Here is a 26,698-nt window from a genome sequence, read left to right as displayed (position 1 = left end):
TTAGGATTTAAATGAATGCAATGTTTTCTAGACTAAAGATTGGCACGAAAATCGTTTTGAGTGTGTGTTTTATTGTAGTGCTTGGGATCGCAATTCTGGGTCTCATTGTGAGTAATAAAGTGCGCAATACAACAAGGGTGAATACCATTGAAGTTTTGAGTTCTGAAATTGAGGAGGGCGCATCGCGTTTACAGAGAAATATAAACCGCATGTTTGTTGCGCTTAAGAATTTAAACGCGGATTTAGTCTCCATTGATTTAGCCCATAATGATAAAGAACGGGATAGATTAATGAAGCGGTTTTTAAACGATGAGCACCATATTAAAATTGTTAGCGTTGCTTCCTTGAATAATCCTAATGACTTTTACATGGCACACCGCACAGGAAAATCCATTGAAATTTCAAAAACTAACAGTTCTTATAACCCAGAAATTTATCACAAGGTGTTACAAAACCATAGCTTGCAAAAAAGTAAGCCTTATTTTAAAAATATTGATGGTGAAAAGATCTTTGGCTTTGATTTTGGCATGCCTTTAAAAAAGGTACAAGGTGGTCGCACTAAAATAGTGGGTGCGATTGTTGCCTTTGTGAGTATTGATAGTTTTAGTGATATGATCTTGCGTGAGAAACAAGATACCTTTTTGATGCAAGAGAATGGATATTTGATACTCATTTATAGTGAAAAACTTCAGGGTAAACTTTTAAACGAGGTTAATCCCGATCCTTCAGCAAAAAAAGTAGTCAATCTAACACGAGAGGGTTATTCAGGGGCGATAGATTACCATGCCTTGCGCACTAATAAAGATAGCTTTTTATTTATCAAAACCTTTGATATTTTTGACAAAGTGGATTCGGGTGGTTTTAAATTCAACTGGGCTTTGGCTAGATTTGTGAGTAGAGATGAAGTTTTTGCCGTCGCTTATGAACTACAAAAGTTAATTTTAATTGCTGGTAGTGTTGTGGTGCTTATTTTAATTGTCTCTGTGTATTTACTGGTGCGTTATTTAGTGGGTAATCGCATTACGGCAGTTTCTGCTACACTGGATGGGTTTTTTAGATTGCTAAACGATCCTAAAAAAGAGGGCGCTGTTCATGTAGTTAAGACTAAGGCGCTTGATGAAATTGGATGCATGCAACGATCCATTAATGAAAATGTCTTAAAAATCCATGAAAATACCAAAGCTGATAGTACAACAATTGAGGATATGTTAAGTGTTGTGCGCCACATTAAAGAGGGGGATTTTACCCAAAAGATCGCAGCTATCCCTAATAGCCCAAGCTTATTACAACTTAAAGAACTTTTTAATGATGTGATCACCTATCTCCAACAACACATTGGCTCACACATGCAGGTAATCAACCAAGCCTTTGAACGCTATAAAGTTTTAGACTTCACACAAGGCATTGCTAACCCTTCTGGGGATATGGAAAAGGCTGTTGATGATTTAGGGGCAGAAATTAAAAGAATGTTGCGTACTTCTCTAGACTTTGCTAGCGCGCTCACTCAAGAATCACAAGGCTTAAAAACCTGTGTGGATAATCTAACTAGTAGCGCTAACCAGCAAAATAAGAATTTAATGCAAACTTCTAAATCTATAGAGGCCATTACAGAGAGCATTGCTAGCATTAGCCAAAAGAGTGAGGGGATGATTGCACAAGGGCAAGATATTAGAAATATTGTAGAAATTATTAAAGATATTGCCGATCAAACTAATTTATTAGCCCTTAATGCCGCTATTGAGGCCGCACGCGCAGGCGAACATGGAAGAGGGTTTGCTGTGGTGGCTGATGAGGTAAGAAAACTTGCTGAACGCACCCAAAAATCCTTAGGAGAAATTGAGGCTAATATCAATGTTTTATTACAAAGTATTGCTGATGCTTCTGAATCTATTAAAATGCAAAGCCAGAGTGTGGGGGAAATCAACGCGTCTTTAGAGACTTTCAAGCAAGACACACAAAATAATTTAAATATCGCCCACACCTCACTAGAAGTGGGCAGCAACATTGATACGATTTCTAAAAATATTTTAGAGGACGCCAATAAGAAGAAATTTTAATGCAAATCCTTAAAAAAATCCTTTGGGTTTTATTTATCCTACCCGTTGTTTTGGGGGGATTTTTTGGGGGGGTGTATTTGCTGTATTTGTGGATGCAGGCCTCTGCTGATGTACAAAAGGTAGTCAATTATAAACCAAATGTGATCACTAAAATTGTAGATAGCAGGGGACGGCTTATTGCGAATTTATACGATAAGGAATTTCGCATTTACGCGCCTTTTTCTGAGATTCCCCCTAGAATGGTGGAGGCTCTTTTAGCGGTAGAAGACACGCTATTTTTTGAACATGGCGGGGTGAATTTAGATGCGATTTTACGCGCTTTTTTAAAGAATTTACGCAACCAAAAATATGCCGAAGGGGGTAGCACACTCACCCAACAACTAGTTAAAAACATGCTTTTAACACGGACTAAGACTATCGATCGCAAGATTAAAGAAATGATTTTATCTGTCAAACTAGAGCAAGTGTTGAGTAAAGAGCAGATTTTAGAGCGCTACTTTAACCAAACTTTCTTTGGGCATGGGTTTTATGGGATCAAAACGGCAAGTCTAGGCTATTTTAAAAAACCCTTAGCGCTTTTGACTTTAAAAGAAATGGCGATGTTAGTAGCCCTCCCACGCGCCCCCTCTTTTTATGATCCAACCAAGCGGCTAGATTTTTCCCTAGCTAGGGCTAATAGCATTATTAAGCGCATGCATGATTTGGGTTGGATTACAGATGATGAGATGTACACAGCATTAAATGAAGTACCTAAAGTTTATAACACAACTCTAACCCAAAATGTTGCCCCCTATGTGGTAGATGAAGTGGTGCGTACTTTGGCTTTCTTGCCAGATTTAAAAACGGGTGGGTATACGATTAAGCTTTATATCAATCTGGATTATCAAAAAATGGCACAAGATTCCTTGCGATTGGGCTATGAAAATGTCAGCCATAAACTCCATGAGAGTGCAGATAGTACGCTAAATGGTGCGATGGTAATAACAGAAACTAAAAGCGGGCATATTCTAGCATTAGTCGGCGGTATCGATCACCAAAAAAGCGCCTTTAACCGCGCTACCCAAACTAAGCGGCAATTTGGTAGCGCTGTTAAGCCCTTTATTTATCAAATTGCCTTTAATAATGGACTATCTGGCGCGTCTTTAATTCCAGATGTAGCCCGCAGTTTTAATAACGATAGCGCCACCTCCAAACAACGCCACTGGCGTCCTAAAAATGATAACCATAAATTTAATGGCCTTGTAACCCTTAAGAGTGCGCTCACCCATTCGCTCAATCTAGCCACGCTTAATTTAGTAGATTATGTGGGTTTTGATACGATTTATAGAAATTTAAGCGCCTTTGGATTTGAAAACCTACCCAAGAATATGTCCATTGCTTTGGGTAGTTTTGGTATTTCTCCACTAGAGGCAAGCATGCAATATTCGCTTTTTTCTAATTATGGAAATATACTTGAACCTATTTTAATTGAAAGCATCGTTGATGCTAAAGGGCATAACAAACCCCTTAAAATCCCAGCCCCTAAAACCGTTTTATCTAAAGCACAGGCTTTTCTCACTCTCTCCATTCTTCAAAATGTTGTAGAAGAGGGAACAGGCAAACAAGCCCAAGTTCCCGGGTTAGAAATAGCGGGTAAAACAGGGACTTCTAATAACTATGTAGATGCGTGGTTTTGTGGATTTAGTCCCAGTTTACAGGCCATTATTTGGTATGGGAGAGATGATAATACTAGTATTGGGCATGGCATGGCAGGTGGCGCGGTGGCTGCTCCTGTTTTTGCTGATTTTATGAAAAAAGCCCTCAAGCTTAATCCTGCTCTTAAACGGCATTTTGAAATCCCAGAAGATGTGATCAAACAAACAATCAATGGAGAAACCTATTACACCACCAAAGAATCCCAAGCGCCTACGATGCAAACTACCGCCCCCTTACTTTTTTGAGAGCTTGACAAATACTTTTAAAAAATGCTAAAATCGGCTTTTTGTTTGTGAGAAGACCCGTTAGCTCAGCAGGTAGAGCAATTCCCTTTTAAGGAATGGGCCGCTGGTTCGAATCCAGCACGGGTCACCAAGGCTCCTTCATCTAGTGGTTAGGATACCACCCTTTCACGGTGGTTACAGGGGTTCAAATCCCCTAGGAGTCACCACTTAGGTCGCTTAGCTCAGTTGGTAGAGCGCCACCCTTACAAGGTGGATGTCATAAGTTCGAGTCTTATAGCGACCACCATGGAGCGGTAGTTCAGCTGGTTAGAATACCTGCCTGTCACGCAGGGGGTCGCGGGTTCAAGTCCCGTCCGTTCCGCCACTCTCCCACGCTACTTTTACACTTAAGACCCCTTCATCTAGTGGCCAAGGATACCACTCTTTCAAGGTGGAAACGGAAGTTCAAATCTTTCAGGGGTCGCCACTATCTTGGGCATTCTAAAAAGAGATCAAAACTTGCTTTATTGCGCAATTCTCGCTTAAAGTCTAAATTAATCATGACTTCCTTACTATGGCTAAAGGTATCAATGAGTTGCTTTCTAATCACAATACGGCAGTTTTGGGTATCAAATTGGTAGGGGATTTTATCAATATCAATTTCAAACCGGGTAGGGGTTTTTTGCTTTAAGGCATAGCGCTGGTAAGCGGTGTTAATGCTATGATCCTTTTGATTTTTTTGGGAATACTGATAGGTATTAAGACGGCCTTCAATATTGGTGATTTGTGTTGAAGCGTTATTGAGTGTAAAAGTCTGGGTTTGTTGTTTGGTTAAAAATACTTCCCCTTGCATGAATTTTTGTAGTTCTAAGGAATGGGTATTTAAGAATAATTTACCATGCGATTCTTCTACTCCCACCTCGTTTTGCTTAAGAGGGTAGTAATTTTCTTGGAGAAAAACCACCTTTTTAAGATCATTTCCTTTAACCTTTACATGCTGTGTAACTTGCTGGATAGATTGAGCGGTGCGGGGTGTTTGGAGGTGGTTATGATTGATTGTATTAGTGATATCTTCTTTATAATTAAAGTTATAATTAATCGGGGCCATTTGACGCGGATGCCCACACCCTAGAAAAAGCCAGATAATGATAAAATACACAAATAACCCGTACACACCCCGCACCCTAAACTTATCCATCAAAGACCCTTCTTTAAGTTTTAAAGCTTATAATTCAGGGCTTATAATAAATTAATATGTCTTAAATTTAGAGGGGGTTAGGTTGGTTGTGGTATCTTGTATCTAAAAACTAAAGGAGCTTACATGCTTAAAATTGCTATTTTGGGCAAGCCAAATGTGGGCAAAAGCTCTTTATTTAATTGCCTACTCAAAAGCCGTAGCGCGATCACCTCTGATATTGCCGGCACAACACGGGATATTAAAAAGCAAACTTTTTTACTAGCAGGCCATGGGGTGGAGCTTTGGGACACAGGCGGGTTTGATGCGGATAGTATTTTTGGAGCACAGATTAAATCTTTTAATTTAGAAGCGATTAAAACTAGCGATCTGATTCTCTATGTAGTAGATGGTAAAATTCCCCCACAAGATGAGGATAAAAAGTACCTACTTGAGATACAAAAACAAAAACGGGCTTGTTTTTTACTTGTTAATAAGTTAGATAACCAAGTAGAAGAGTTAGCGGGTTATGAATTTGCTAGTTTGGGCATTAAAGAGATGTTTTTTATCTCTGTTAGCCATAATAAAGGTCTAAATACCCTCACAGCTGCTATTTTAAAACATTTTGCTCTAAAACCCCTAGAACCTTCCACCCATTTAAGTACTAATCCTCCCATCCAAGTAGGAATCATTGGGCGGGTTAATGTGGGTAAAAGCTCTCTTTTAAACGCCCTCACAGAACAAGAACGCGCCCTAGTCTCTGATGTTCCGGGTACCACTATTGATCCAGTTAATCAAAGCATTTTGTACCACGATCAAGAAATTTGTTTTGTAGATACTGCAGGACTACGCCAAAGAAGTAAAGTGGAAGGCTTGGAGAAATTTGCCCTTGATCGCACGCGAAAAGTCCTTGAAAAATCCCATATTGCTTTGTTAGTTTTAGATGCTAGTACGCCTTTTGTAGAATTAGATGAAAAAATCGCCTCTCTAGCTGGTGAGTACAATTTAGGGGTGATTGTGGTGTTTAATAAATGGGATATTAAACATGCGATCTTTGAAACAATTGTACAGGATTTTAAGCACAAATTTAAATTTTTACAATACGCCCCCCTTCTTACAGCAAGTGCAGCTTCTAAGCGCCATATTCTCCAAATCAAGGATAAAATCCTAGAAGTTTATCGCTATTTCTCCATGCGCATTAGCACTAGTACGCTTAATCAAACCATCATAGAGGCCACAGAAAAACACCCACTCCCAAGCGATCATGGCAAAATTGTGCGGATTTACTACAGCACCCAATTTGCCTCTTGTCCGCCTCAAATTGCTTTGGTTATGAATCGCCCTAAGGCTTTGCACTTTAGTTATAAGCGCTATCTGACCAATACTTTGCGCGCTAAGTTTGGCTTTTTAGGTACACCTATTTTGCTACTAGCCAGAGGCAAAGAAGAAACTTTGCAAACATGAGTACGGCCTACTTTTTAGATTTTATACAAACTCAAGATGTGGCGCGCGCGCGTATTTTTTATGCCCTTAAGTGCAGTGTTAAAGAGGCCAAAATTTTACAATACTTAGGTAGCCAATATCTCAAAGGGCATAGCAATCTAGGGGTGGTACACATCTTAGAAACACTTTTTAATGCCAAAGAAAAAGAAGCGCTACCCCATCTTACTTCTATTAAAAATCTATTAGATTTAGGATGGGCGATTCAAGAAAAACATGCTAGAAGACAAGAATTATTACTCCTAGAATTGCTAGATAGCTCTTTAAGTTTAAGCCATGCCTTTTTTAAACTCACAGAAGATGGGTGTAGTAAACACCCTTTTTTAGAGATCACGCCCTATGTGGATCATTTAGATTATTTTAATGATTGGTTTTTAAAAATTGAGCTTTTAATTAAACTACAAAGAGTGGGTTTGCGGGGGCGTGCAAAAATCAAAGAGGAACTTGAACTGTTAGAACATAAAATGAAGGCGCGTACAAAGAGTACAACACCTACCCTCTCTGTGCAAAAATTTTTAAATAAACATAACCTAACGCCTAAGGAGAGACTTATTTTCTTTGCCTTGCTCAAAGATGTTTATAATAGCCGTGATTATGATAAAGAGGAGGAGTCTCTAAGTTATTATCAAAATTTATTGCATCTATTGAGCGCAGATGGGAGTACTCCTGAACAAAGCACCGCGCTTTTAAGCCCCACAAGTCCTTTAATCAAAAAAAAGATTGTAGAGTTTGAGGAATTACTCGATCCCTTTGATCAAGGGCTAGTGCGCCAATTCTTTTTACAAGAATCGATTTTAGAAACCATCACCTCCCCTAATAATTCTCGTACCCATGCCACTCTTAAGAATATCCTTAAAGATAGCGATATTTTTGAGGCTTTAGAGTCTAAAGTGGGTTTAGAGGAGGTGGTGTTAAGCCAAAAGACCAAAGAAACCCTAGAGATTTTACTCAAACAAATGAATCCACAAATGCAACAGCGCTTGAAAGATTGGGGTTTAGCCAATAAAACGCATAAAGATTTTGAAGCAAAGATTATCTTTTATGGGCCTCCGGGCACGGGTAAAACCATGAGTGCGCTAGCCTTAGCTAAAAGTTTAAAAAAAGAAGTTTTGGGTTTTGATTGTTCTAAAATTCTTTCTATGTATGTGGGTGAATCAGAAAAAAATGTACGCAAAATCTTTGATGACTACCAAAAAATTGCCAAACAATGCAAAAACCCACCCATTTTACTTTTAGATGAAGCCGATCAGTTTTTAAGTACCCGTACTGCAGCTAGTGGTGGCGCGGATAAAATGCATAACCAAATGCAAAACATCTTTTTACACCAGATTGAAAAATTTGAGGGGGTGTTGATTGCGACAACCAATTTATTAGAAACTTTAGACACCGCCTTTTCACGGCGTTTTAACCATAAAATTGAATTTAAACCCCCTACATTTGAACAGCGAGTGGAGTTGTGGAAAAAATACCTACCCAAAAATGCCCCCTATGCACCCCCGCACACTAGAGAAAGTTTAGCCCACAACCTAGCCCGCCATGCTCTCAGTGGGGGGCAAATTGCCTTAGTGGTTAAAAATACGGCCTATAAAATCGCCACTTATGAAAACCCTCTTTTTAGTTTAGAGGATTTGATAGCTGAAATCCATAAAGAAAAACAAGGTAATTTTGATAGCTCTAAAAATATTGGCTTTGGTTTACAAAAATTACAATAAAGGATTGATTTGCATTTGATGATTGAAAAAACACGGCTAGAAGAGGCGCTTAAAAATCTCATTGCCTTTACCGATCGCAAGGATTTAACCAATATCACCTCCCATGTTTGTTTAGAGGCCAAAGGAGATTTGTTACGCCTAGAGGCCAATGATTTAGAAATGGGGTTGTGTTTGCATTTAAACGCCTCTATTTTAGAGGAGGGGGGCGCGACTTTTAATGCTAGACACTTTTTAGACATCGCCTCTAAATTAGAGCAAGGAGAACTCACTTTACAGACTAAAGAAAACTATGTGCATATTAGTTTTAAGCGTTCTAAATTTAAACTCCCCCTCTTTGATAAGGCAGATTTCCCCACTTTTCCTAGCTTTGAAGACTTACCCTTTGTACACTTTAGTGATACGGCTCTAGGTGAATATTTTAAAAAACTAACCCATGTTATCAGCACCAACGCTTCTAAATACGAATTTGGCGGTGTACTTTTGGTGTTTAAAGATCGTTTAGAGCTAGTGGCTACGGATACAAGACGGCTTGCTTTGGTTCAAATGGATCCGGATAATATGCCCACAACTAAAACAACCCAAGAATTTATCCTACCCAAACGGGCGATGTTAGAAATTAGTAAGTTATTTGAAAGCGATTTTGATATGTTTTATGAGACCCATGATCAACCTAGCATGCTCTTTTTTAAAAACGCCTCTATGGTTTTATACTCCAAACTTATTAGCGGTAAATACCCCAATTATCAGGCCATTATCCCCTCTGAATTTACCCACAAACTAGAATTAGATACACAGAAATTTAAAGAGGCCATTCAGATCACAAATGCTTTAAGCAGTACCACTAAAATTTGTTTTTATCCGGGTTATATTGAATTTGAGTCTTTACAAGATGAAAACCCTAGCTTTGCTAGTACTTCTATTGAGGCACAAACCACTTTAGAGGGTTTTACCCTCCATGTCCATGCCCGCCATGTCCTAGACGCACTCAACGCTCTTTATACCCCTACTTTTACTCTCTTGCTCAATGATAGTACCCAGCCTTTTTTAGTCCAAAATGAGGGGTTTAAAACCCTCATCATGCCCGTTATGATCTAAAACAATCACCACACTAGAAAAATGCGTATAGCTTACATGGGCTTTACTCTTATTGGTGAATTTGACATGCTTTTTTTGGGTGTAATCAATGGGCACTTTTAAGGTTTGTTGGCTAGTGAGTTTGGGGTAGGTTAATTTAGCCAAAAGTTTACAGGCTTTGAATAAAACACTTGAGGAGGGGTTATTGGGGTGAGAAAAGATAAGCATGTGAGCGCTTGGCTTGTCTTTAATGTGTGCCCAAATATCTCTTGAACGCGCGCTTTTAAGCAAGGCGCGGTTTTCTGTTTCATTGCGCCCAAAGCCCACCCGTATCCCTTCAATTTCAAGACTTTCCCAAGCATTAGAGGATTTTTTAGAACTTTTAGGGGGGGTTAACATGTGTAATTCTTCTAAACTAGCCTTGTCTAAAAGAGTTATTTTAGAATCTAAAAACGCGCTTTTAGAAAGCAAATTTTCTTTTTGTAATCCAATATGGCTAGCTTTTTGTTGGCATTTCTTAGCCTCTTTAAAAAGTTTATCGGCTGCATCGCTAAAAGAGCGCGCGTTTTTAGGTAATTTAATCTGTTCTTGTTCTAAGATGAGTGTATCTGTATAGATGTCTTTAGGTTTTAAAGTGTGCAAATGGCAAAGAATTAAGCAAGCATGGTTATGTTTCTCTGTAGCCTGCTTCTTAAGCTCTTCAGGGCTTTTTAGCTGGTTTAAGAGGGATTGTAAGGCTTCTTTCTTTTTAAGCCATGCGCGTTTAAGGGTCTCTTTTTTAGTTTGTAATTGTTTAGCACTATGATTAGCGTGTAACTCTTCTAAAGATTGTAAGAGTTCTTTTAAGGCCATAGGTTTTAAAGGGGGGCGGCTAAAGGGCGGTTTTTTAAGAGGAGCTAGAGGCTTATTTTTAAGCACAGGGCGATAACTTGAGGATAACCCTACAAAATGCAATGCCTCTATCACATACCCTTCACTACTAAGTAAAATCGCGTTGCTATGCTTGCCTGTAAATTCTAATTGTAAAATGGTATGGGTTTTTTTATAGGTTTCTTTTCCCTCTAAAGTGATTTTTAAAATGCGATCTTCATTCTCTAAACACACATCTACAATCTTAGCATTACTTGCATGTTTTTCTAAAGCTAGATTTAAGGCGGTTTTATGGATCAAAAGAGGGGTTTTATCTATATAAACATAACTATTACCCTTTTGCATGCAGGCTTTAAAAGCATAAGCGGGGGTATCTAGACTGAAAATATTTTGGGCATGGCGGATAGTGATTTTAGCCTGTGCTTTGAGTAGTTGTGCGAAGTGGTAGAGTAAAGAGTAGGGAATCATTTAGGTTTTAACTTCATCTTGGCATAGGCAATGGCCTCTTGGCCTAAATTAGCATCTACCATGCGCGCAATTTCTAAAGTCTGCTCGTCTTTGTTAAGTTGTTTAACTTGCGTGTGTGCACCACTTGGAAAAACTAAGAAATGCCGCTCTGCTAGGGAGGGAAGATGGGGGGCATGAGAAATGGCAATCACTTGATAATGCACACTTAGCTCTTTTAAAATCTCAGCCACACTTGCGCTTTCACGCCCGCTTAAATTTGCATCTAATTCATCAACCAAAAGAATCTGATTAGCCCTTTGTGCATGCAACTTAGCCTTAAGAGCTAAAAGCGCTAAACGCAAGCGATTAGACTCCCCTGCGCTAATGTGTTCTGTATTAGCACTGCCTAAGCGGATTTGGAGTTGATCTAATCCATGCGCGCCTAGTGGCACTGATTTAAGCTCTAAGATAGGCTTTTTAAGCCATAACTTATCTGTGTAACTTTCTAAGAGTTCTTGCATACTAGAAAGATGTTTTTGGCGCTCTGCTTTGATTTGTAAGGCTAGATGCAAACATTCTTGTTCTAAATGCTTTACTTTTTCTTGTAAAGTTTTAAGGTGATGTTGGTGGTTGTTATACTGCTCATAATTAGCGATTAATTGCTCTTTATGGGCTCTAGCCTGCGCTTCACTGCCATGTTTTTTAACCACCGCGCCTAATTGGCTGATCTGCTCTAAAAGGGCTTGGATATCTAGATTTTCTAGTTCCTCTAGGCTAGATTGGGCGTTTAATAAAAAATCTTGGGCTTCTTCTAAAGCTTGGGCTAGGGCTAGAGATTGGGTATTGGGTAGTGCTTTTGTGATCTTATTTGTGCATTCTAGTGCTTTGAGGGCTTCTATAACCTCTATCCTGCGTTTTTCTTGCATTTGGTAAGTTTTTTTACATTCTAAAAGCCGTTCATACGCTCCATCGCTTAAATCTAGGCTTTGTAACTGCGCAAGCTCAAAACGCGCCAGTTCGCTAAGCATATCCAAATGGGGTTGTTTGGCCTGCAACTCTTGTAAACTATGGATAGCCTCTTGGTAGTGGATATAGGTGTGTTTAAAAGAGTGGAGAATTTCTTTTTGTGTGGTGCTATCTAAAAGTTCTATGAGAAAATCTCCATGTAATTCTTGGACATGTTTATGGCTAGAGATGTGCAAGATTAAAGGAGAAAAGAATTCTTTTAAGGCTTTTTTAGAAGTGGGTTTGTGGTTATGGGTATAGGTGGTTTTTTTTCTCTTAAAGGCTTGGATAAGAGAGTGCTCAGAGGTTTGCCAATGCATTTGAATAGAATGTACAGGCATAGGTTTTAAACCCACACTAGCCAAGATACAATCCACCAATACACTTTTTCCACTCCCGCTAATCCCACTAATGACATTTAAATGCGGGCTTAATCGCAAATGCACATGCACAAACAACCCGCCTTTAATCTCTATCTCTTCTATCATGACATAACCTGTTGTTTTTTTCAGTCTAACATGGCGCCCTTTAAAGGCAAATTAGGGATGTGATGTCCCCCATGAAAACTTCTCTTTTAAGACTTTGAAATAATTATACTCTAGGGGCTGGATTAATTTAGCTTGCCGGATAGATTTATAAATTTGCAAACTTTGCTTAGATTTAAGGGTGTAGCGCACTTGTCCATCTATAACTACAGAACAGGATTGTTTAGGCACTATCTCTAAATGGGCTTGATCGTTTAAAATGATAGGCCTTTGGTAAAGAGAGTGGGGGGCAATGGGTGTGATGAGGATATTTTGGCACAAGGGGTGGACAACACTCCCGCCCACGCTAATATTATAGGCCGTAGAACCCAGAGGGGTTGCAAAGATAAGGCCATCTACTTGGTAGGTGTTGGCTAAAATCCCATCAATGAAAAGCTGTAGCCCTAACATGCCGGAATAATCTTTTTTAGTTACCACAATATCATTAGCGCATAAAAAGTGTTGTTTGGCAATCTTTCCCTCTAGCATTAAATGGTTTTGGATTTGATAATGCCCTTGTGTGAGTGCCTCTAAAAAATGAGGAGCGCCTTCTAAATTGGTGGCTGTTAAAAATCCTAAATGCCCGACATGGATTCCAAAGCATAGGCTATTAGAAGGGTGGCGCAGAGCCGCTAGAAGCGTGCCATCTCCTCCAAAACACAGTAACACTTCTTGAGACAAGGACATTTCAGGGAGTTTAAAATCATAAGTAATTTTGGCTTTTTTTAATAATTGTTCTAAGGTAAGCAATAGTTCAGAAGAAAGGGCTGGTTTGCGTAAAACATGTACGCGTAAAATAGGTTCTTGGCGTCTTAAAGAAAATCTTAGCATCATTTAAGGAAAGTCCCTGGAGAAACTCCAGAGACTAAAAAGGAGGGGGATTTGAATAGTAGCACGCAAAAACTTAAACAGAGCTTAAAAATGATTTTAAAATAAAGCAAGATAGCAACACAGAATTAAAAATTTGTCTAAAAAGCATAGCGCATCCCGACATTGCCTGTAATATTAATATCTTGATAATCCAAACCAAAGCGCGCTCCAATGCCAGCATTGATATAAAAGGATCGAAACAAGCGAACCTCACCCCCTGTGGTGAGACTAGCAAAGGTATTATACATTCCCCCATAGCGATAACTTAACATATCATTACCAATAAAGCGTACCATTTTATCGCCCATAGAATGTACGAATAAATCCCGCCCCAATCCAGCAATCACATAATAATAGGAGTTTTTCCTAAAATAGTGGCGACTCTCTAGGGCTAAATTGATCGTTAAAACAGATTTATGGGCTGGATCGGCATTGGCTCTAAACTCGTTATAAATCGGATCATTCATCTTGCCTTGCAAGCCTGAGAGGCCAATGTAATAATAAGTTAAGCCAATTTGGGGTTTGAGAATAACATGTTTGTTTTTAAAAAAGAAATCATAGCCATAGTTAGCGCCGATGTTAGTCGTCCAAGTGCTATAGTGGTACTGCTGGTTAAGAGGGGTGAGAATGGGATTAGTTGCATCAATATAGGTTTTGTTATAGCCATAGGTTTCATTCACACTTCCTGTAATCTCATTTCTACCCTTGATAAAGGCGCGGCTATAAAATCCCACATTGACATTATTAGAATTAGCGCTATTGATATTGCCATAAAAGCCACTATAACCATAGGCCATATAACCCCCCACAATCACGCCTTTAATAAAGCGATCATAACCCACATTCAGCCCATAAAGTGTACCCGTGCCTCCTGCTACAAAACTCGCCCCCCCCACACCGGTTACCCATAGGTTGTTTTTTAATTTATCTCTTTGGGAGTAGGCGGTGATAATATCCATAGCATTAGGCACAGCGCTAGCAAATTTTTTACCCTTCAGACTAACTAAAAAGTCATGAAAATCCGGTAATTCATCATTGGAAGCAAAGTTTGAAAGTTTAGCTAAACGGCTCATCTGTTTGGTGTGTACGCTGATTTGTAGCAATTTAGAGCTAGTGGCTTTCAAACCAGAAGCACCCATCCAATCGGTTGCATTTTGGATATCTTTTACAATTTTAAGTAGATCGCTTAAAGAGTGTTGTTCAAGATAGTAGGGTGCAAAAAGTGGGGTGTTTTTTGTCTCAATTAAAAGTTTACCAAACCAATTCATCACACCCGCCCCGCCTGCATTTTCTAGCGCATTAACTACAGACTGCCCCTGTATCTGGGTGATATATTGTGTGATAGTGGGCGCTATGACTTGTAGACTTTGGCCTATGCCTATTTGTATTTTGTTGTAATCAATAGAGGCACTCACTTCTTGGCCATTTGCACCTTGATAATTGACAAGTAAACCTCGTTGTGAGATATTCACCGCTTGACCATTGTAAGTAAGGCCTGTACCTTGAGCGTTAAGCTGGAAAGCTGTCCCGTTGATTTTAAGGCTAGTGTAGAGCTCTAAATATTGCCTCCAGTTATTAGGATTAAAAGAGGTGGGGTTGTAATGAATCCAGCTATTAGTTTGAATGAGCGTATAAGCGCCATTTGGAGAAGTGATAGGAGAGGCTGCAGGGTTTGAACTATCCGGAGAAGCAGAAGCCCCGCTAGAAGTTGTAGGTATCTGGCTGGTAGTAGCTAGGCTAGTATTATGGCTTAGGCTTAATGTAGTACTTGGTGTGGTACTTGCTGTTTGGGTGGAGCTAGTAGAACTGCTAGTAGTTGTTTGTGGTGTACTTGTAGAACTAGAACCCGCACTTGATCCTGTACTCGTATTTGCTGTGCCCGTACTTCCTGTACTATTTGCTTGTGCCTCTGTATTAAAGTTAATAATCGCATTCCCGCCTAAATTTAAATTCACAAGCCCACCCACTTGGATTAGTGGTATTTGTGTGCTAGGCGTTGGGCTAACCGGATTTACATTAGACCCACTAGAAGAGGCACTATTAGAGCTTGGGCTATTACTTGTATCACTACTAGAGGAGGTACTAGAGGAACTTGTAGAAGTGCTAGCGGTACTATTAGAAGTTGTAGAACTTGTAGGCGTGGTGGTGTTAGCTAGAGTTAAAGCTGTTGTAGAACTAGTAGAAGTGCTAGAGCTAGTAGAAGCTGTAGAAGTGCTAGAGGAGGCGCTAGAATCTCCAGAGCTATTAGAATTACTAGAACTTGTAGAGGAGCTAGAACCGGTGCTACTAGATGAACTTGAACTATCTGAGCTAGGACCGGTGGTTTTAACCGCTGCGCCCGCTACATTAAAAGTTAAAGCCCCTGTACTATTAAACCCACCCCCGATATTCACCCCAGCCCCTTGCGTGCTAAATGTGCCATAGGAATTAAAATTCCCGCTGATATTAAGTAGGTTTAGCGATTGGTTATTAAAGGCGCTTATCGTGGTCAAATTATTAGCCTTAAGGGTGCTATCCTCAGTAAGATTAAGAGTACCTAAAACGGCTAAACCGGTTACACCAGATAAATCCACAGCCCCGTCTGCTTGCACCGTGCCTAAAAAGTCAAAATTGCCCGCTTGCACGCTAAAACTCTCGTATTGATTAAGGGTAATATTGCCCTTTTGGACATAAAGATTATTAAAGGGGGCATCAATGGTTAGGCCATCGGTAGCATTAAGAGTAGTTAGATCAATATTAGACACATCATTACTTAAAAACTCTAGTGTGCCTTGACTGTTGCTAAAGTTAATTGTATTTTGGCCTGCAAAAATAATAGATTTGCCGGCTATAAAACTTAAAGTCCCGCCTGAGGCATTACTAAAAGTGCTATTGCTCACTAAAATATCATCATTGGCTAAGAAGTTAAAATAACCCTTTTGCCAGAAATTACCCAAAGCCTTAGGCGCAAGTAAAGAACCCAAGCCCATGCTTTTTAATTGATCTTGGAGTTTGTTAGATAAAATGCTTTGAAGACCCTTAGTATAAACCTCCCCTAGACCTTTAGCCTGCATAAGACCATTGATCACCTGTTTAATATCCGGGTTAGAGTTTTCCATTTGCTGGACTGCTTTTTTCTCTGAACCAAAGATATTATTAAGGATATTATCAAGCATATTTTTTTCAGCGGCGGTAAGTGCTGCTGTGGGGTTAAGCAAGTCATCAATGGCAGTTTTAAGCATCTCATCTAAAATTTGTGGGCCTAGCCAAGCGATGGTTTTATTAAGTAAATTTTGATTAGACAATAGTTCTTCAAAAATCTGGCCAAAGGTGGTGTTGTTTAAAAAGTTTTGTACTTGGCTTTGCCCACTGCTAGTATTTGGCATGTTTAAAATGTTGTTAACATCTTTGCCCGTCATAGGGGATAAAGAGTTAATGAGGCTTAAAAGGGTGTGGTTACCATAAACCCCGTTGGCAATGGAGGCAATGGCTTTTCCCCCTGAAAAATGCAACTCTTTATCAATGGCATCATAAATTTTATTTTGCTCGGCTTGATTCAAACTAGAAATAAGCCCCCCACTGCCTAGCAATGAGCTCACAGTCTTAGTACTTAAAATATTTTTAATCACATTATCCATACCGGGCATGTTTAAAAGAGCACTCACATCTGAGGCGCTGAGTACCTCGCTAAGTTTGATTTTACTAATCTGTCCGCCTAAATCTTTGGCTAAAGGCTGGATAGAGCTTGGAATGCTACTGGTTGGATCAAGATTAATACTAGAGCCATTGGCTAGATCGTAGATATAATTACCTAACATCTGGGCTAGCCCTTTTTGGCCTAAGATTTTTTGTATCCCGCCCTCACCTAGCATATTAAAGATTTGATCTGTACCTTCTGCATCAATTGTGGCTTGATTAAGGGTTAAATTAGTCGCGCTATTAAAAGTTACATCTGCACTCCCACCTATCCCCCAAGCATTCCCACTGCCTACGGTGCCGGTGATATAAATATCTTTAGCCTTAAAATTAGCCTCAATATAGCCTAGTGCAGCAGAGGTTGATCCTAGAAGCTGACCTAAATAAGTGCCTCTTAAATCCTGACACCCTTTTTCTGTTTGTGCAGCCGTACAAGCCGTAGTATAACCATTGCCCCCAAACCACACCACGCTACTACTTCCGGTTTGTCCTGCCTGAGGCGAACCCACTACAAGCGTACCATTATTAAAAGTTTGGTTGATATTGCTTGATAGCCCGTCTATAAAACTTAAAAGTTCTTTGCTCCGTGTAGGGGTTAATGTAATCCCTGAGTTTTCTAGGTCTTGAATAATATTACTTGGATCGCTTAAATCCGCTAAGATTTTAGGCAAAAGGGTTTTTAAATGAGGCCAAATACTTTGGACAATGCCTACTAAATTATTAAGGGTGGTTGCATTAAACAGACCATTATTAGAAATATAAAGACCTTGTAAAGGCTGGCCTTGAGCGTTGTAAGTGCCCGGAATAACTGGGGTTGAGGTAGTACCTGTTGTGCTAGCCTTTGGATAATACACCCCTTTTAAATTGCCATCTAAAAAGAAAGTCCCGCTTTCATCGCTGGAATAATCATAACTGCTAATATCTGCACTTGCTGAATCTGTACTAGGCAAATTTTGCGCGGATTGTTTGTAAAAAAAGAGTTCGGGGGCGATGTTGTGATAATCAGTGGCTACAAAATGATCGCTATTGCTAATAGTAATGGTGAGTTTACCATTTTGGATTTTTTCGGTAATGGTTTGTGCGCCATCTAAGGGGTTTGTAAAACTCCAACTTTGGATATTATTAGTATCAGAATAGGTAGCGTTATTAATTTTAATGCCGTAATACTCAATTTTTTGATAACCATTTGCCCCGCTCATGCCTGTAATGTTGTTCGCATTGACAATATCATAGGTGGCGGAGGAACTTGTATTATTGGTTTGACTAGAGAGGGGCGCTGAGAGATCAATATTAGAGATATTAAGAATGCCATTTAAATTAAATGTTCCCCCTCCTGTGTTACTAGAGCCATTACTAGAAACAGAAATAAGAGGTTGGCTGTTAGCCGCGCTTTGGGTTGTACCTGTAGTTGTAGGCCCAAGTAAAAGGCCATCTAGATTTAATGTTCCATCAAGATTAAAGCTTGAGCTAGTGATGAGGGAGCGATTAAGAGAATTGACCCCAGAATTAATATTAACAGAATCAGAAGCTCCCACACTCACCGCTCCTGCTTTAATCTGGCTATTTTGCATGTAAAAATTACCGCCATTTAAATTAAGTGTACCCGCATTAAAAAGGCTATTTTGCATATTGATATTAACAGAATTAGCAAAGGTGGTTTGGCTACTTTGAATATCTGCGCTATTTAAGAGCATGGAGGCGTAGTTGTTAAACACTAGATTATTAAACTGCGCGCTATAGTTTTGGTTACTACTTGATCCCCCCCCGCTAATGCTCCCGTTACTACTTGTATTTGGTATAAAATCTGTAAAACTCCCATTCACATTTAAAAATGAGTTGTTATTAAAAGTTGTAATGTCTTGGGTGCTTGTTGTAGTAGGCATAAATGTAGCCTTAGCGCCACTGTTAAGAGTGATACCAGAGCTATTATTAAAAGTGGTGTTGTTTTGAAAATTGGCTTGAGCGGAGTTGATTAAATTAAAATTAGCATTATCATTTAGCGTAGTGGTGCTATTCATTGTAATCTTGCTGTTGTGATCAAGATTAATTGTAGTGCTACCACTTAGGCTAGCTGAGCCATAAAAGGTTGCTTGACTGCCTAAGTTTAAAAAAGAAGTGGTGTTATCTAGGGTGGTGTTGCCATGAAGTTGCAAGTTAGAGTTTTGGTTTAAATTAATAGTGGAGTTGTTGATAGTATTTGTACTAGTAGAATAGCCACTATGGCCATTAGCTGAAATTACATTACCAAAAGTAAGCGTTGTACCATTGCCCACAAAAAAGGCAGAGTTATTTAGAGTGGTTTTTGCGGAGTTAAGGGTAATACTACTTGCGCTACCTATAACGGTGCTGTTTGTAAAGCTAATGTTATTTTTACCGGTAAAGTCTAAAGACCCGCTAGTATCGTCTTCAAAAGAGGAATTGAGCGCGCTAAAACTATTTTGTGCGTTAAAGCTACCATGGCTATGCTGGCTGATAGCAGAGCCAAAGGGAGGGATAGCGGTAGCATCTTGGTGGTAGGTGAGGCCATCAGCGGTAATATTGTTATTAGCATTAAAAGTTAGAGTCGCCCCCGCCCCGCTTAGCGAGCTATCCCCAACTTCTATGGTATTGGTTAGAAAAACATTACCGGCGTTAAATACATCGGTGATATAACCTACTGAGCCCACTGCGCCAAATTCTATTTTACCCCCTGTAGTGGCTTGTAAAGTATTGTTACCTAAAATCAAAGTACCATTGTTAACCCATTTGCCATTTTTTGTTTCTCCAACATTATAAATACCGCCATTGCCAAATTTTGTATAAGTTTGGAGTGTGTGGGTGGAGGCGTTATAGCCAACATGACTTTGTGGGTTTAAAGGGTTGATATAGGCAATCCCGTCTGCGCCCACGCTTTCATTATAGGTTTTAAAACCGGTGTGGAAAAGTCCATAAGTACAATTATGCGCAAAAACATTATACGCACAACCGGGGGTCATGGTATATACATCTGACCAAATATCTTTAGCTTGGCTAATAACTTTAAAGCTAAGCTCATTGTTAGCAAAGGTTTCTTGTATTTTAATGGGCATGCCATTTATACCAAAGATCACATCCCAAACCTGCGTGCCGTTAGTATTACTTATTTCTGTTTCTGAGTTAATAGTAGTTCCGCTAATTTTAATTAAATTCCAAAGATTGCTAGCGTATTGCGTATCGCTACTATAATTAATACTAGCTCCACTTCCGCCTAAGATCGTATAAGTCGTACCTATTTGTAAAGAACTTAAAATATTATTCAGGTTAAAGGTAGCGCCACTATTAAAACTAATGCTTCCGCCTAAATTAGCAAAGGGGCTACTGCTAGTATTAATCGTAGTTGTACCGCCAAATGTAGTTGTGTGGCTGTTATTGTTGCTTTCAGATGTAAAGCTATAGCTACCGTTATTAAATGTATCATTTGTCAGGGTTAATTGGTTAGTTTTAAAAGAGCTGTTGTTAGCATTAAAAATCGTGTTACTAAAGCTTGCTTGGTTAGCAATGATATTAAGTTGCTTAGCGGTAATTTGGCTAGTGCCTTGATTGGTACTATCTTGTAAAGAAGCGTTATCGGCTTCTAGGGTTAAGGTAGCATTTGAGTCATTAAAACTTGTGTTGGTGAGGGTTAGGTTATTGGTAGCGTGTAGAGTGATTGTATAACTATTGCCAGTAAAAATTGTGCTATTAAAGGTTTGATTTTGAGAGTTAAAGGTAAATTGTCCGCTACTTTGATCTTGGAATTGGGAGTTTGAAATATTGATACTGCCATTAGTAGCTTTAAAATTAGCGTTGCTATGCCATGCTCCGGCGTTATCGTTAAGATAATGCAAACCATTAGCTGTAATGTTTGTAATAGCGTTGTAGTTAATATTAGTGCCATTACCATCGTGGAAAGAGTTTCCACTTTCTATAGTGCCTGTAAGATAGATCTTGCCCGCGTCAAATTCCCCTGTCATATAGCCAAGATCTCCGCCGTAGTTGCCATTTAAAGCAAAAGGATTACCCCCTGTGCCTCCAAAGAGAATTTTACCGCTTGAACTGGGGTTTTCTGTGCTATTACCAAGAATAAGCGTCCCACCATTTCCATTATCTAAAGTAACTTTAAAGTTTTTATTGCTTTGTGCCCAAGCTTGATCCACTCCATTCCCGGGGTTGATATAGGCGCTACCCTCTCCTACATTAAAATTCCAAGTAGAGTTAATATTGTGGATTGTACCCCAAATATCACCCTGATTTTTAGCGTAAGCCTCAAGTTGTGCTGATAGAGAATTATTTTCAAAATCTTCTTTAAGAATATCCCAATCACCATTGCCAAAAGTGTATTTCACATAGTAAATCCCATTGCCGGAGCTAGGATTACTTAAAGTAGTGCCATTGCTGAGTTGCCCGTTAAAAAGGCTACCTGTTTGGCCTTGATAGCGGATAAGATCCCACAAATGGTTCACATAGCTACTATCGTTGATACTTTTATTACCACTTGTGCTTACAAGGGTATCAAGATTGTAGGCTCCGTTGGTGGTCTTTGTGAGATCTTCTGTAATGTTAAAAATAGTGTTGGCTTGGATAGTAACATTAGCACCTAGATTGATAAGAGGCGAATTCTGTGCAAAGGTCTCAGTGCCCTCAAGAGTAAGAGTGCCATTGTCTGTAACATGCGAGCTAGTGTTACTATCATTAAAAGTAACATTGTTAAAGATAATATTGTTGCTCTGCAAATTGATCTGCCCTGTACCTTTAAAAGTGGTGTTTGTGAAACTCTCGCTTGTACTATCATTGATATTTAAAACCCCGTTACCTTGATCTGCGTTGATCGTGGCGTTGTTTGCAGTAGTGCCGTTGTTGGCGTGGATAGTGATATGATTTTGCCCTACCTGTAGGTTTCCGCTGATATTAACTTTTTGGGCATTCCATGTATCTGTAAATTGCCTTCCCTGATAACTATCCATGTTGACATTAGAAATATTAAGCGTGCCTTGTGTACCATTGCCATTAATTTGTAAATTAAGGCTACCGCCTTCGTAGTTGAGATTACTAAGCGTGTAAGCGGTAGAGCCATTACCAATTAATGTAACCGAGCCGTTACAATTCCAGTTAGTACAAAAATAACTCCCATTACTAGCCTCATAAAAGACATTAGAGCCACCAGTCCATAACAAATTTTGGCTTCTATGGTTATTTTGCATATACTGCTTAATATCTGTTGTGTTGAGAGTGTGAGAGCCACTAATCCATGAAGGATACCACGCTAAAAGCGGTTGGCTCATTACACCTAAAATAAAAGTCCCCTGCTTGAGTAATTTAGGTTTCAACTCAGAACGCTTAGGTAAGGGGAGTTGTTTTTTAAAGACATAAGTACCCGCACGCCTAGCTTGGTTAGCTTTAATGCGCCGTGCTAGAGCGTGGCCAAATTTCAATGTGAGAGAACTAAACTTTTTCATAAAGAAAACTCTAGCATAAAATCATGCATAAGAAATTAATCTAAGAGCCACTTAGTTTAGTTTACATACACAATTAAAAGTGATTTTTCTAGCTCCCAGTTTGAGGCGTTATAAAAACGCCTGTTAAAAATATCTAGCTAGCAAACTTTAAAGCTAATGAAGTGAGAATAAAAAAGCTTATTTATGAAAAATTTGTTTTAAATGCGCGCTGTAATCTTTGAGATAGGATTCCCCCTGTGGATTTTTAATGATGTCATTTACAATAAAAGTTGGCAGAGCACGCATGCCTAAGAATTTATGGGCTTTATGCAAATGCAGATACACCCCATCTACCCCTATACCTCCAAAAAATTGATTTTTATCTGTGAAAGCCTCAATGGGCGCATTCCATGTGAGAGAAAACATGTATTTTTTGCCCTGTAAAAGCCCACCTGTTCCATAATATTTACGAGGATCATGGCGACTCCTGCCATCTGACTCATAAAAGCGCTTATGTCCGTTTGTAAAAACCTCATCTATATATTTTTTCACCGTCCAAGGTTCACCCATCCACCAGCCCGGCATTTGCCAGATTAAAGCGTCTGCTCTTAAGATTTTTTCTATCTCCTCTTCTATGTTGTAGCCTTGGTTAATGAGCGTTTGCTCGAGGTTATAACCCAAATCTTGTAGGGTTTGCATGGCCAGATCATGCAAGGTGTTATTTAATCTGCCTTTAGATTCTAAAAAGGGAGTAGATCCATTGATGCACAGAATATTTTCCATTGAAAAGCTCCTAAGGATTAAAATAAGAATCGGGATTAATTAAGTGGTGTCAAAGGGGGGACTTGAACCCCCGACCTCCGGCTTATGAGACCAGCGCTCTAAACCAGCTGAGCTACCTTGACTTGAAAAGCTCCCATTATAAGGGCAGTTGGCTTAAATTTTCTTGATTAAAGCATCACATCTAAAGCTTGGTAGGCTTGATCGTAGGCGTTCTTGTAACGATTTACAAAGTTTTGATCTAACCCTAGTGCTTTTTTCATTTGGGTTTCTTGCAACGCCTTTAATCCATCTATTTTTTGTTCTGCCTGTTTATCCTGCTGGATTTGCCCGCCATAAAAACTTGTCAGGCTATAAAGCGACTGCGCTGCTAGGCGTTTTTCATTTTCATTCATCCCTGCGGTAGCGCGTAAAAAGGCTTGATACTCATTATCACTCATCAATTCTAAAACCAAAAACCCATAAGTTTCGCGCTTAAGGCCATTTGGTTCGCGCTCCACTTTAGAAACCTCAACGGCTACTTCGGGGTGTTTTTCTGCTTTAGGGGTTGCTGGGGTTTGCCCTCTTTCTAACTGCGAGGCGTGCAATAAGGCAGATAGATTGGGTTGGTTACGCGTGTCCTTAATTTCCATGAAAGCCATCCTAAAATTAAAGAATACCTTTTAGGAAGCAAAAATCAGTCCACTTTGATCACAAGCCTTCCCGTGCTATAATCTCTGTTATGCAGAATTTAACAGCCCCCTTTTTTCCTCTTAAACCTCCTAAGCGCTTTTTTGCCTCCACCCACGCCCCAATTTCTTTTTACTTTAAAAAATGCTCCAGAGATTTTAGCGTGCAAGAAGAACCGCTTTATCCTTTCAGTGGGCAGGGCGATCACGCCATACTCAAGGTACGCAAAAAAGATTTAAGTACCTTAGAAATGCTTTCTTTGCTTGCGGGGGTGAGTGGGGCTAAGATTAAAGAGTTTGGTTATGCTGGGCTTAAAGATAAACAGGCGATGAGTACGCAATATATTTCTTTACCCAAACGCTACGCCTGCATTTTAGAAAAACATGCTTCTACTTTACTGGATCGGGGCGTTAAAATTTTAGACATCACAGCCCATAACCATAAAATCCGTTTAGGCCATCTTAAGGGTAATTTCTTTTCCATGCGCCTTAAAAAACTTAGTCCTTTAGATGCTAAAAAAATAGAGCAGGTACTCCCCTTTTTAAAAACTTATGGCTTTCCTAATTATTTTGGTTTGCAGCGTTTTGGCAAAAGTGGGGATAATTTTAAGCAGCCTGCTACGCATTCTAAAAAATTGCAAGCCTTCTTTCTCTCTAGCTATCAAAGCCACCTTTTTAACCATTGGCTAAGTATGCGCATGCATCTTAATACCCTCTTGCGCCACTTTAACCCCAAAGAAATACAGGCTAAGTTTCATTTTCTAAGTTTAGAGCAATTAAAGAGTTTAAGTAATCAAGAACACTATTTTAAATTATTGCCGGGTGATATTTTATGCCATTATCCTTTTGGGAAATATTTCACGCATTGTGATTTAGCCAACTTTAAACGCCTGCTTACTAAGCAAATTGTCCCTACGGGTCTACTTACAGGGCAAAAAGTGCCCCATGCCCAAGAATTAGCCCATGTTTTAGAACAACCCTATATCCACACGCTTAAAGCAAAGGGCGATCGCCGTTTTGCCTTAGTTTTTCCGGATGCGCTGGAATTTGTGTATTTGCCTAAAGAGGCGCAAGCTCAGCTTTGTTTTTTTCTGCCAAAGGGAGCATATGCTACGATCTTTTTAGAAGAAGTTGCCGGCCAAACTCTTTTTGAGGCTTGAGTTTGTGGGTATTAGGATTTTTACAATAAAAGGAAAACTTAGCATTTGACACAAGATTTATGGAATTTGTTATGCGCACGCATTGGCGAAGATCCCCAAAGAGAGGGGCTGAAAAACACCCCACAGCGGGTTAAAGTTTTATGGGAATTTTTAACCTCTGGCTATCAGAGTGATCCTGAGCAAATTTTACAAAGTGCTTTTGAGATTGGGAGTACCGACGGGATTGTTTTACTCCAAAATATTGAATTTTATAGTTTATGTGAGCACCATTTATTACCCTTTTTTGGGCATATCAGCATAGGGTATATCCCTAATAATAAAGTGGTGGGGCTAAGTGCTTTAGCTAGATTTGTAGAGAGTTTTGCTAGAAGGCTTCAGATTCAAGAGCGCTTAACCACACAGATTGCCCAAACCCTTAAGCGCGTATTAGAGCCTAAGGGAGTGGGGGTGGTTTGCACGGCTAAGCACCTATGCATGGCTATGCAAGGCATTCAAAAACAAGATAGTGTGGTTAAAACTAGCGTATTAGAGGGGATTTTTAAGGAAAATGCGCGCACAAGGGCTGAGTTTATGCAAATGCTTAGCGGGCTTGCTTAGAAAGGCTAAGCACCAATCCTAAAGCCAAAGAATTAGCCAGTAAAGAACTCCCCCCATAACTTAAAAAGGGAACGGCGATTCCTTTAATAGGGATAATCCCACTCACCCCAAAGGCATTAATGATAAAAGAAAAACCAATGAGTAAAGCCACCCCTAAACAAAAAAGCATGTGTTTGGGATTATCTAGGCGGTTGGTGATTTTAAACATGGCATGCAAAATAATTAAAGTCAGCCCCACGCATGCCAAAATAGAGATAAAGCCTAATTCCTCTGCCATGCCTGCTAATACCATATCTGTGTGTACCTCGCTTAAAAAACCTAGTTTAATCACCCCCTCTCCAAGCCCTTGCCCTAATATCGCGCCATGCTTAATGGCATTACTGGCATGATAAATCTGGTAGGGTTCGGGTAGATGTTCAATTTTTAGACTGCTAGCAATTTTAGAGGGCAGAATGGATAACAAAGAATTTTGTAAATTAGACCACCATAATTTCATGCGCAAAATGCGGTGTTCGCTAGTTGTAATGGCCACCACCCCGATCACAACCGCAATGCTTAAAAACACTCTAAAGAGTTTAAAACTCCCGCCAGAAAAGATAAGCAAAAACCCCAACACCATCGCTAATAAAATCACCTGCCCTAAGTCGTTTTGTAAAACACCAATGAGAAAGGCTGCCACTAAAAATAAAACAAGATAGGGAATAAGAATTGCCATTTCCTCTTTGACACTAGATTTTTCTTGGTTAAAAAAGGTGCGCGAAAGACTCCAAGATAAAAAGAAGATAAAGCCCACTTTGAAAAATTCGGTAGGGGCTAGTGAAAAGAAAGGCAAGCGAATCCAGCGTTTAGCCCCTCCTGCGCTACTAGACAAACTTTCAGGTAAGAAATTCATGATAAACATCAGAAAAAAAGACCCTAAGAAGAGAGTAAAGCCTAATTTACTAAACCATTTGTTCGGATCAAGCCATGAAATCCCCCACATTAGAATAATTCCTATAATCGTGGCAACTAATTGGCGTAAGAAAAAATGGAATTCTTGATAATGATAAATTAAAGTTGTATAAGTTGAAAGCGAATAACTCAAAAGTACGCTTAAAATCATTAAAATACTAGCGCAGGTAAACAAATGCCGGTATGCCATAAAAACCACCAAATAAGATTGAAATGTGTTATAATTATACAAGAATTTGTTTGCCTAATTTTTTGTTTGCAAGGCTTGCTGTGGAATGCTCCT

15 protein-coding genes and 6 tRNA genes are annotated in these 26,698 nt (G+C 39.4%); 12 read left to right on the top strand and 9 right to left on the bottom strand.

What is annotated here, in order from left to right; all coding sequences use genetic code 11:
• Positions 1-11 precede the first annotated feature (11 nt).
• The 7 genes from G6Q06_RS08700 to G6Q06_RS01730 all read left to right on the top strand — a co-directional run bounded on the left by G6Q06_RS08700 (position 12) and on the right by G6Q06_RS01730 (position 4,463).
• Positions 12-2,057, top strand: a complete 2,046-nt coding sequence (locus G6Q06_RS08700) for a methyl-accepting chemotaxis protein (protein ID WP_163565528.1) — start codon at positions 12-14, stop codon at positions 2,055-2,057.
• Positions 2,058-2,062: 5 nt separating this feature from the next.
• Entirely contained in the window at positions 2,063-3,997 is a 1,935-nt protein-coding gene (locus G6Q06_RS01755; RefSeq protein WP_163565615.1) for a transglycosylase domain-containing protein, read from the top strand.
• Positions 3,998-4,051: 54 nt separating this feature from the next.
• Positions 4,052-4,127: transfer RNA gene (locus G6Q06_RS01750), tRNA-Lys, on the top strand.
• Position 4,128: 1 nt separating this feature from the next.
• Positions 4,129-4,203, top strand: a tRNA-Glu gene (locus G6Q06_RS01745).
• 4 nt (positions 4,204-4,207) lie between these two features.
• Positions 4,208-4,283, top strand: a tRNA-Val gene (locus G6Q06_RS01740).
• Between the two features lies 1 nt (position 4,284).
• Positions 4,285-4,361 (top strand) — tRNA-Asp (locus G6Q06_RS01735).
• Between the two features lie 26 nt (positions 4,362-4,387).
• Positions 4,388-4,463, top strand: a tRNA-Glu gene (locus tag G6Q06_RS01730).
• On the opposite strand, the gene G6Q06_RS01725 is transcribed toward G6Q06_RS01730, so the two are convergent.
• Positions 4,464-5,174, bottom strand: coding sequence for a cell surface protein (locus G6Q06_RS01725; protein WP_205426709.1), 711 nt, complete (start codon positions 5,172-5,174; stop codon positions 4,464-4,466).
• A 123-nt stretch (positions 5,175-5,297) separates the two neighbouring features.
• On the opposite strand from G6Q06_RS01725, the gene der reads away from it, so the two are divergent.
• The 3 genes from der to dnaN are packed head-to-tail and all read left to right on the top strand — an operon-like array spanning position 5,298 to position 9,457.
• A complete protein-coding gene (gene der, locus G6Q06_RS01720) occupies positions 5,298-6,614 on the top strand; it encodes a ribosome biogenesis GTPase Der (protein ID WP_163565527.1) in 1,317 nt (438 codons plus the stop codon).
• Positions 6,611-8,362 carry an AAA family ATPase gene (locus G6Q06_RS01715; RefSeq protein WP_163533603.1) on the top strand — a complete coding sequence of 584 codons (1,752 nt, stop codon included), beginning with the start codon at positions 6,611-6,613 and terminating at the stop codon, positions 8,360-8,362. The genes der and G6Q06_RS01715 overlap by 4 nt, the downstream gene beginning before the upstream one ends.
• Before the next feature lie 18 nt (positions 8,363-8,380).
• Positions 8,381-9,457: a DNA polymerase III subunit beta gene (dnaN, locus tag G6Q06_RS01710; protein WP_240329166.1), complete on the top strand. Its 1,077-nt coding sequence runs from the start codon at positions 8,381-8,383 to the stop codon at positions 9,455-9,457.
• On the opposite strand, the gene G6Q06_RS01705 is transcribed toward dnaN, so the two are convergent.
• The 7 genes from G6Q06_RS01705 to G6Q06_RS01675 form a co-directional block, all read right to left on the bottom strand.
• Positions 9,407-10,774 carry an NFACT family protein gene (locus tag G6Q06_RS01705; RefSeq protein ID WP_163565526.1) on the bottom strand — a complete coding sequence of 456 codons (1,368 nt, stop codon included), beginning with the start codon at positions 10,772-10,774 and terminating at the stop codon, positions 9,407-9,409. The genes dnaN and G6Q06_RS01705 overlap by 51 nt on opposite strands.
• A complete protein-coding gene (locus G6Q06_RS01700) occupies positions 10,771-12,246 on the bottom strand; it encodes a DNA repair protein (RefSeq protein WP_240329155.1) in 1,476 nt (491 codons plus the stop codon). Before G6Q06_RS01700 ends, G6Q06_RS01705 begins: the two co-directional genes overlap by 4 nt.
• Positions 12,247-12,297: 51 nt before the next feature.
• The gene (locus G6Q06_RS01695; RefSeq protein ID WP_240329154.1) at positions 12,298-13,113 is read right to left on the bottom strand and encodes an NAD(+)/NADH kinase; all 816 of its coding nucleotides are present in this window, start codon (positions 13,111-13,113) and stop codon (positions 12,298-12,300) included.
• A 137-nt stretch (positions 13,114-13,250) separates the two neighbouring features.
• Positions 13,251-22,280 (bottom strand): vacuolating cytotoxin domain-containing protein, encoded by a 9,030-nt coding sequence (locus tag G6Q06_RS01690; protein ID WP_163565524.1) that lies wholly within the window; start codon positions 22,278-22,280, stop codon positions 13,251-13,253.
• Positions 22,281-22,457: 177 nt separating this feature from the next.
• A complete protein-coding gene (locus G6Q06_RS01685) occupies positions 22,458-23,042 on the bottom strand; it encodes an NAD(P)H-dependent oxidoreductase (RefSeq protein WP_163565523.1) in 585 nt (194 codons plus the stop codon).
• 44 nt (positions 23,043-23,086) lie between these two features.
• Positions 23,087-23,164: transfer RNA gene (locus G6Q06_RS01680), tRNA-Met, on the bottom strand.
• A gap of 45 nt (positions 23,165-23,209) precedes the next feature.
• A complete protein-coding gene (locus G6Q06_RS01675; RefSeq protein ID WP_006564755.1) occupies positions 23,210-23,671 on the bottom strand; it encodes a hypothetical protein in 462 nt (153 codons plus the stop codon).
• Between the two features lie 23 nt (positions 23,672-23,694).
• Here G6Q06_RS01675 and truD point away from each other — a divergent pair, with 23 nt between their 5' ends.
• Positions 23,695-24,867 (top strand): tRNA pseudouridine(13) synthase TruD, encoded by a 1,173-nt coding sequence (truD, locus tag G6Q06_RS01670; RefSeq protein WP_163565612.1) that lies wholly within the window; start codon positions 23,695-23,697, stop codon positions 24,865-24,867.
• A gap of 45 nt (positions 24,868-24,912) precedes the next feature.
• Positions 24,913-25,464: a GTP cyclohydrolase I FolE gene (gene folE, locus G6Q06_RS01665; protein ID WP_163565522.1), complete on the top strand. Its 552-nt coding sequence runs from the start codon at positions 24,913-24,915 to the stop codon at positions 25,462-25,464.
• Here folE and G6Q06_RS01660 read toward each other — a convergent pair.
• A complete protein-coding gene (locus G6Q06_RS01660; RefSeq protein ID WP_006564752.1) occupies positions 25,448-26,605 on the bottom strand; it encodes an FtsW/RodA/SpoVE family cell cycle protein in 1,158 nt (385 codons plus the stop codon). The two genes, folE and G6Q06_RS01660, sit on opposite strands and share 17 nt — an antisense overlap.
• Positions 26,606-26,698 lie beyond the last annotated feature (93 nt).

The sequence above is a fragment of the Helicobacter suis genome (assembly GCF_902196135.1).
Taxonomy (GTDB): domain Bacteria; phylum Campylobacterota; class Campylobacteria; order Campylobacterales; family Helicobacteraceae; genus Helicobacter; species Helicobacter suis_A.
This window is presented reverse-complemented; position numbering and strand designations above follow the sequence as displayed.

Excerpts from the sequence above, each read along its gene's own strand:
- G6Q06_RS01715 (WP_163533603.1), top strand. The coding sequence starts at position 6,611 with ATGAGTACGGCCTACTTTTTAGATTTTATACAAACTCAAGATGTGGCG.
- dnaN (WP_240329166.1), top strand. The coding sequence starts at position 8,381 with ATGATTGAAAAAACACGGCTAGAAGAGGCGCTTAAAAATCTCATTGCC.
- G6Q06_RS08700 (WP_163565528.1), top strand. The coding sequence starts at position 12 with ATGAATGCAATGTTTTCTAGACTAAAGATTGGCACGAAAATCGTTTTG.
- G6Q06_RS01695 (WP_240329154.1), bottom strand. The coding sequence starts at position 13,113 with ATGCTAAGATTTTCTTTAAGACGCCAAGAACCTATTTTACGCGTACAT.
- G6Q06_RS01700 (WP_240329155.1), bottom strand. The coding sequence starts at position 12,246 with ATGATAGAAGAGATAGAGATTAAAGGCGGGTTGTTTGTGCATGTGCAT.
- G6Q06_RS01660 (WP_006564752.1), bottom strand. The coding sequence starts at position 26,605 with ATGGCATACCGGCATTTGTTTACCTGCGCTAGTATTTTAATGATTTTA.
- G6Q06_RS01685 (WP_163565523.1), bottom strand. The coding sequence starts at position 23,042 with ATGGAAAATATTCTGTGCATCAATGGATCTACTCCCTTTTTAGAATCT.
- G6Q06_RS01690 (WP_163565524.1), bottom strand. The coding sequence starts at position 22,280 with ATGAAAAAGTTTAGTTCTCTCACATTGAAATTTGGCCACGCTCTAGCA.
- der (WP_163565527.1), top strand. The coding sequence starts at position 5,298 with ATGCTTAAAATTGCTATTTTGGGCAAGCCAAATGTGGGCAAAAGCTCT.
- G6Q06_RS01675 (WP_006564755.1), bottom strand. The coding sequence starts at position 23,671 with ATGGAAATTAAGGACACGCGTAACCAACCCAATCTATCTGCCTTATTG.
- G6Q06_RS01725 (WP_205426709.1), bottom strand. The coding sequence starts at position 5,174 with ATGGATAAGTTTAGGGTGCGGGGTGTGTACGGGTTATTTGTGTATTTT.
- G6Q06_RS01705 (WP_163565526.1), bottom strand. The coding sequence starts at position 10,774 with ATGATTCCCTACTCTTTACTCTACCACTTCGCACAACTACTCAAAGCA.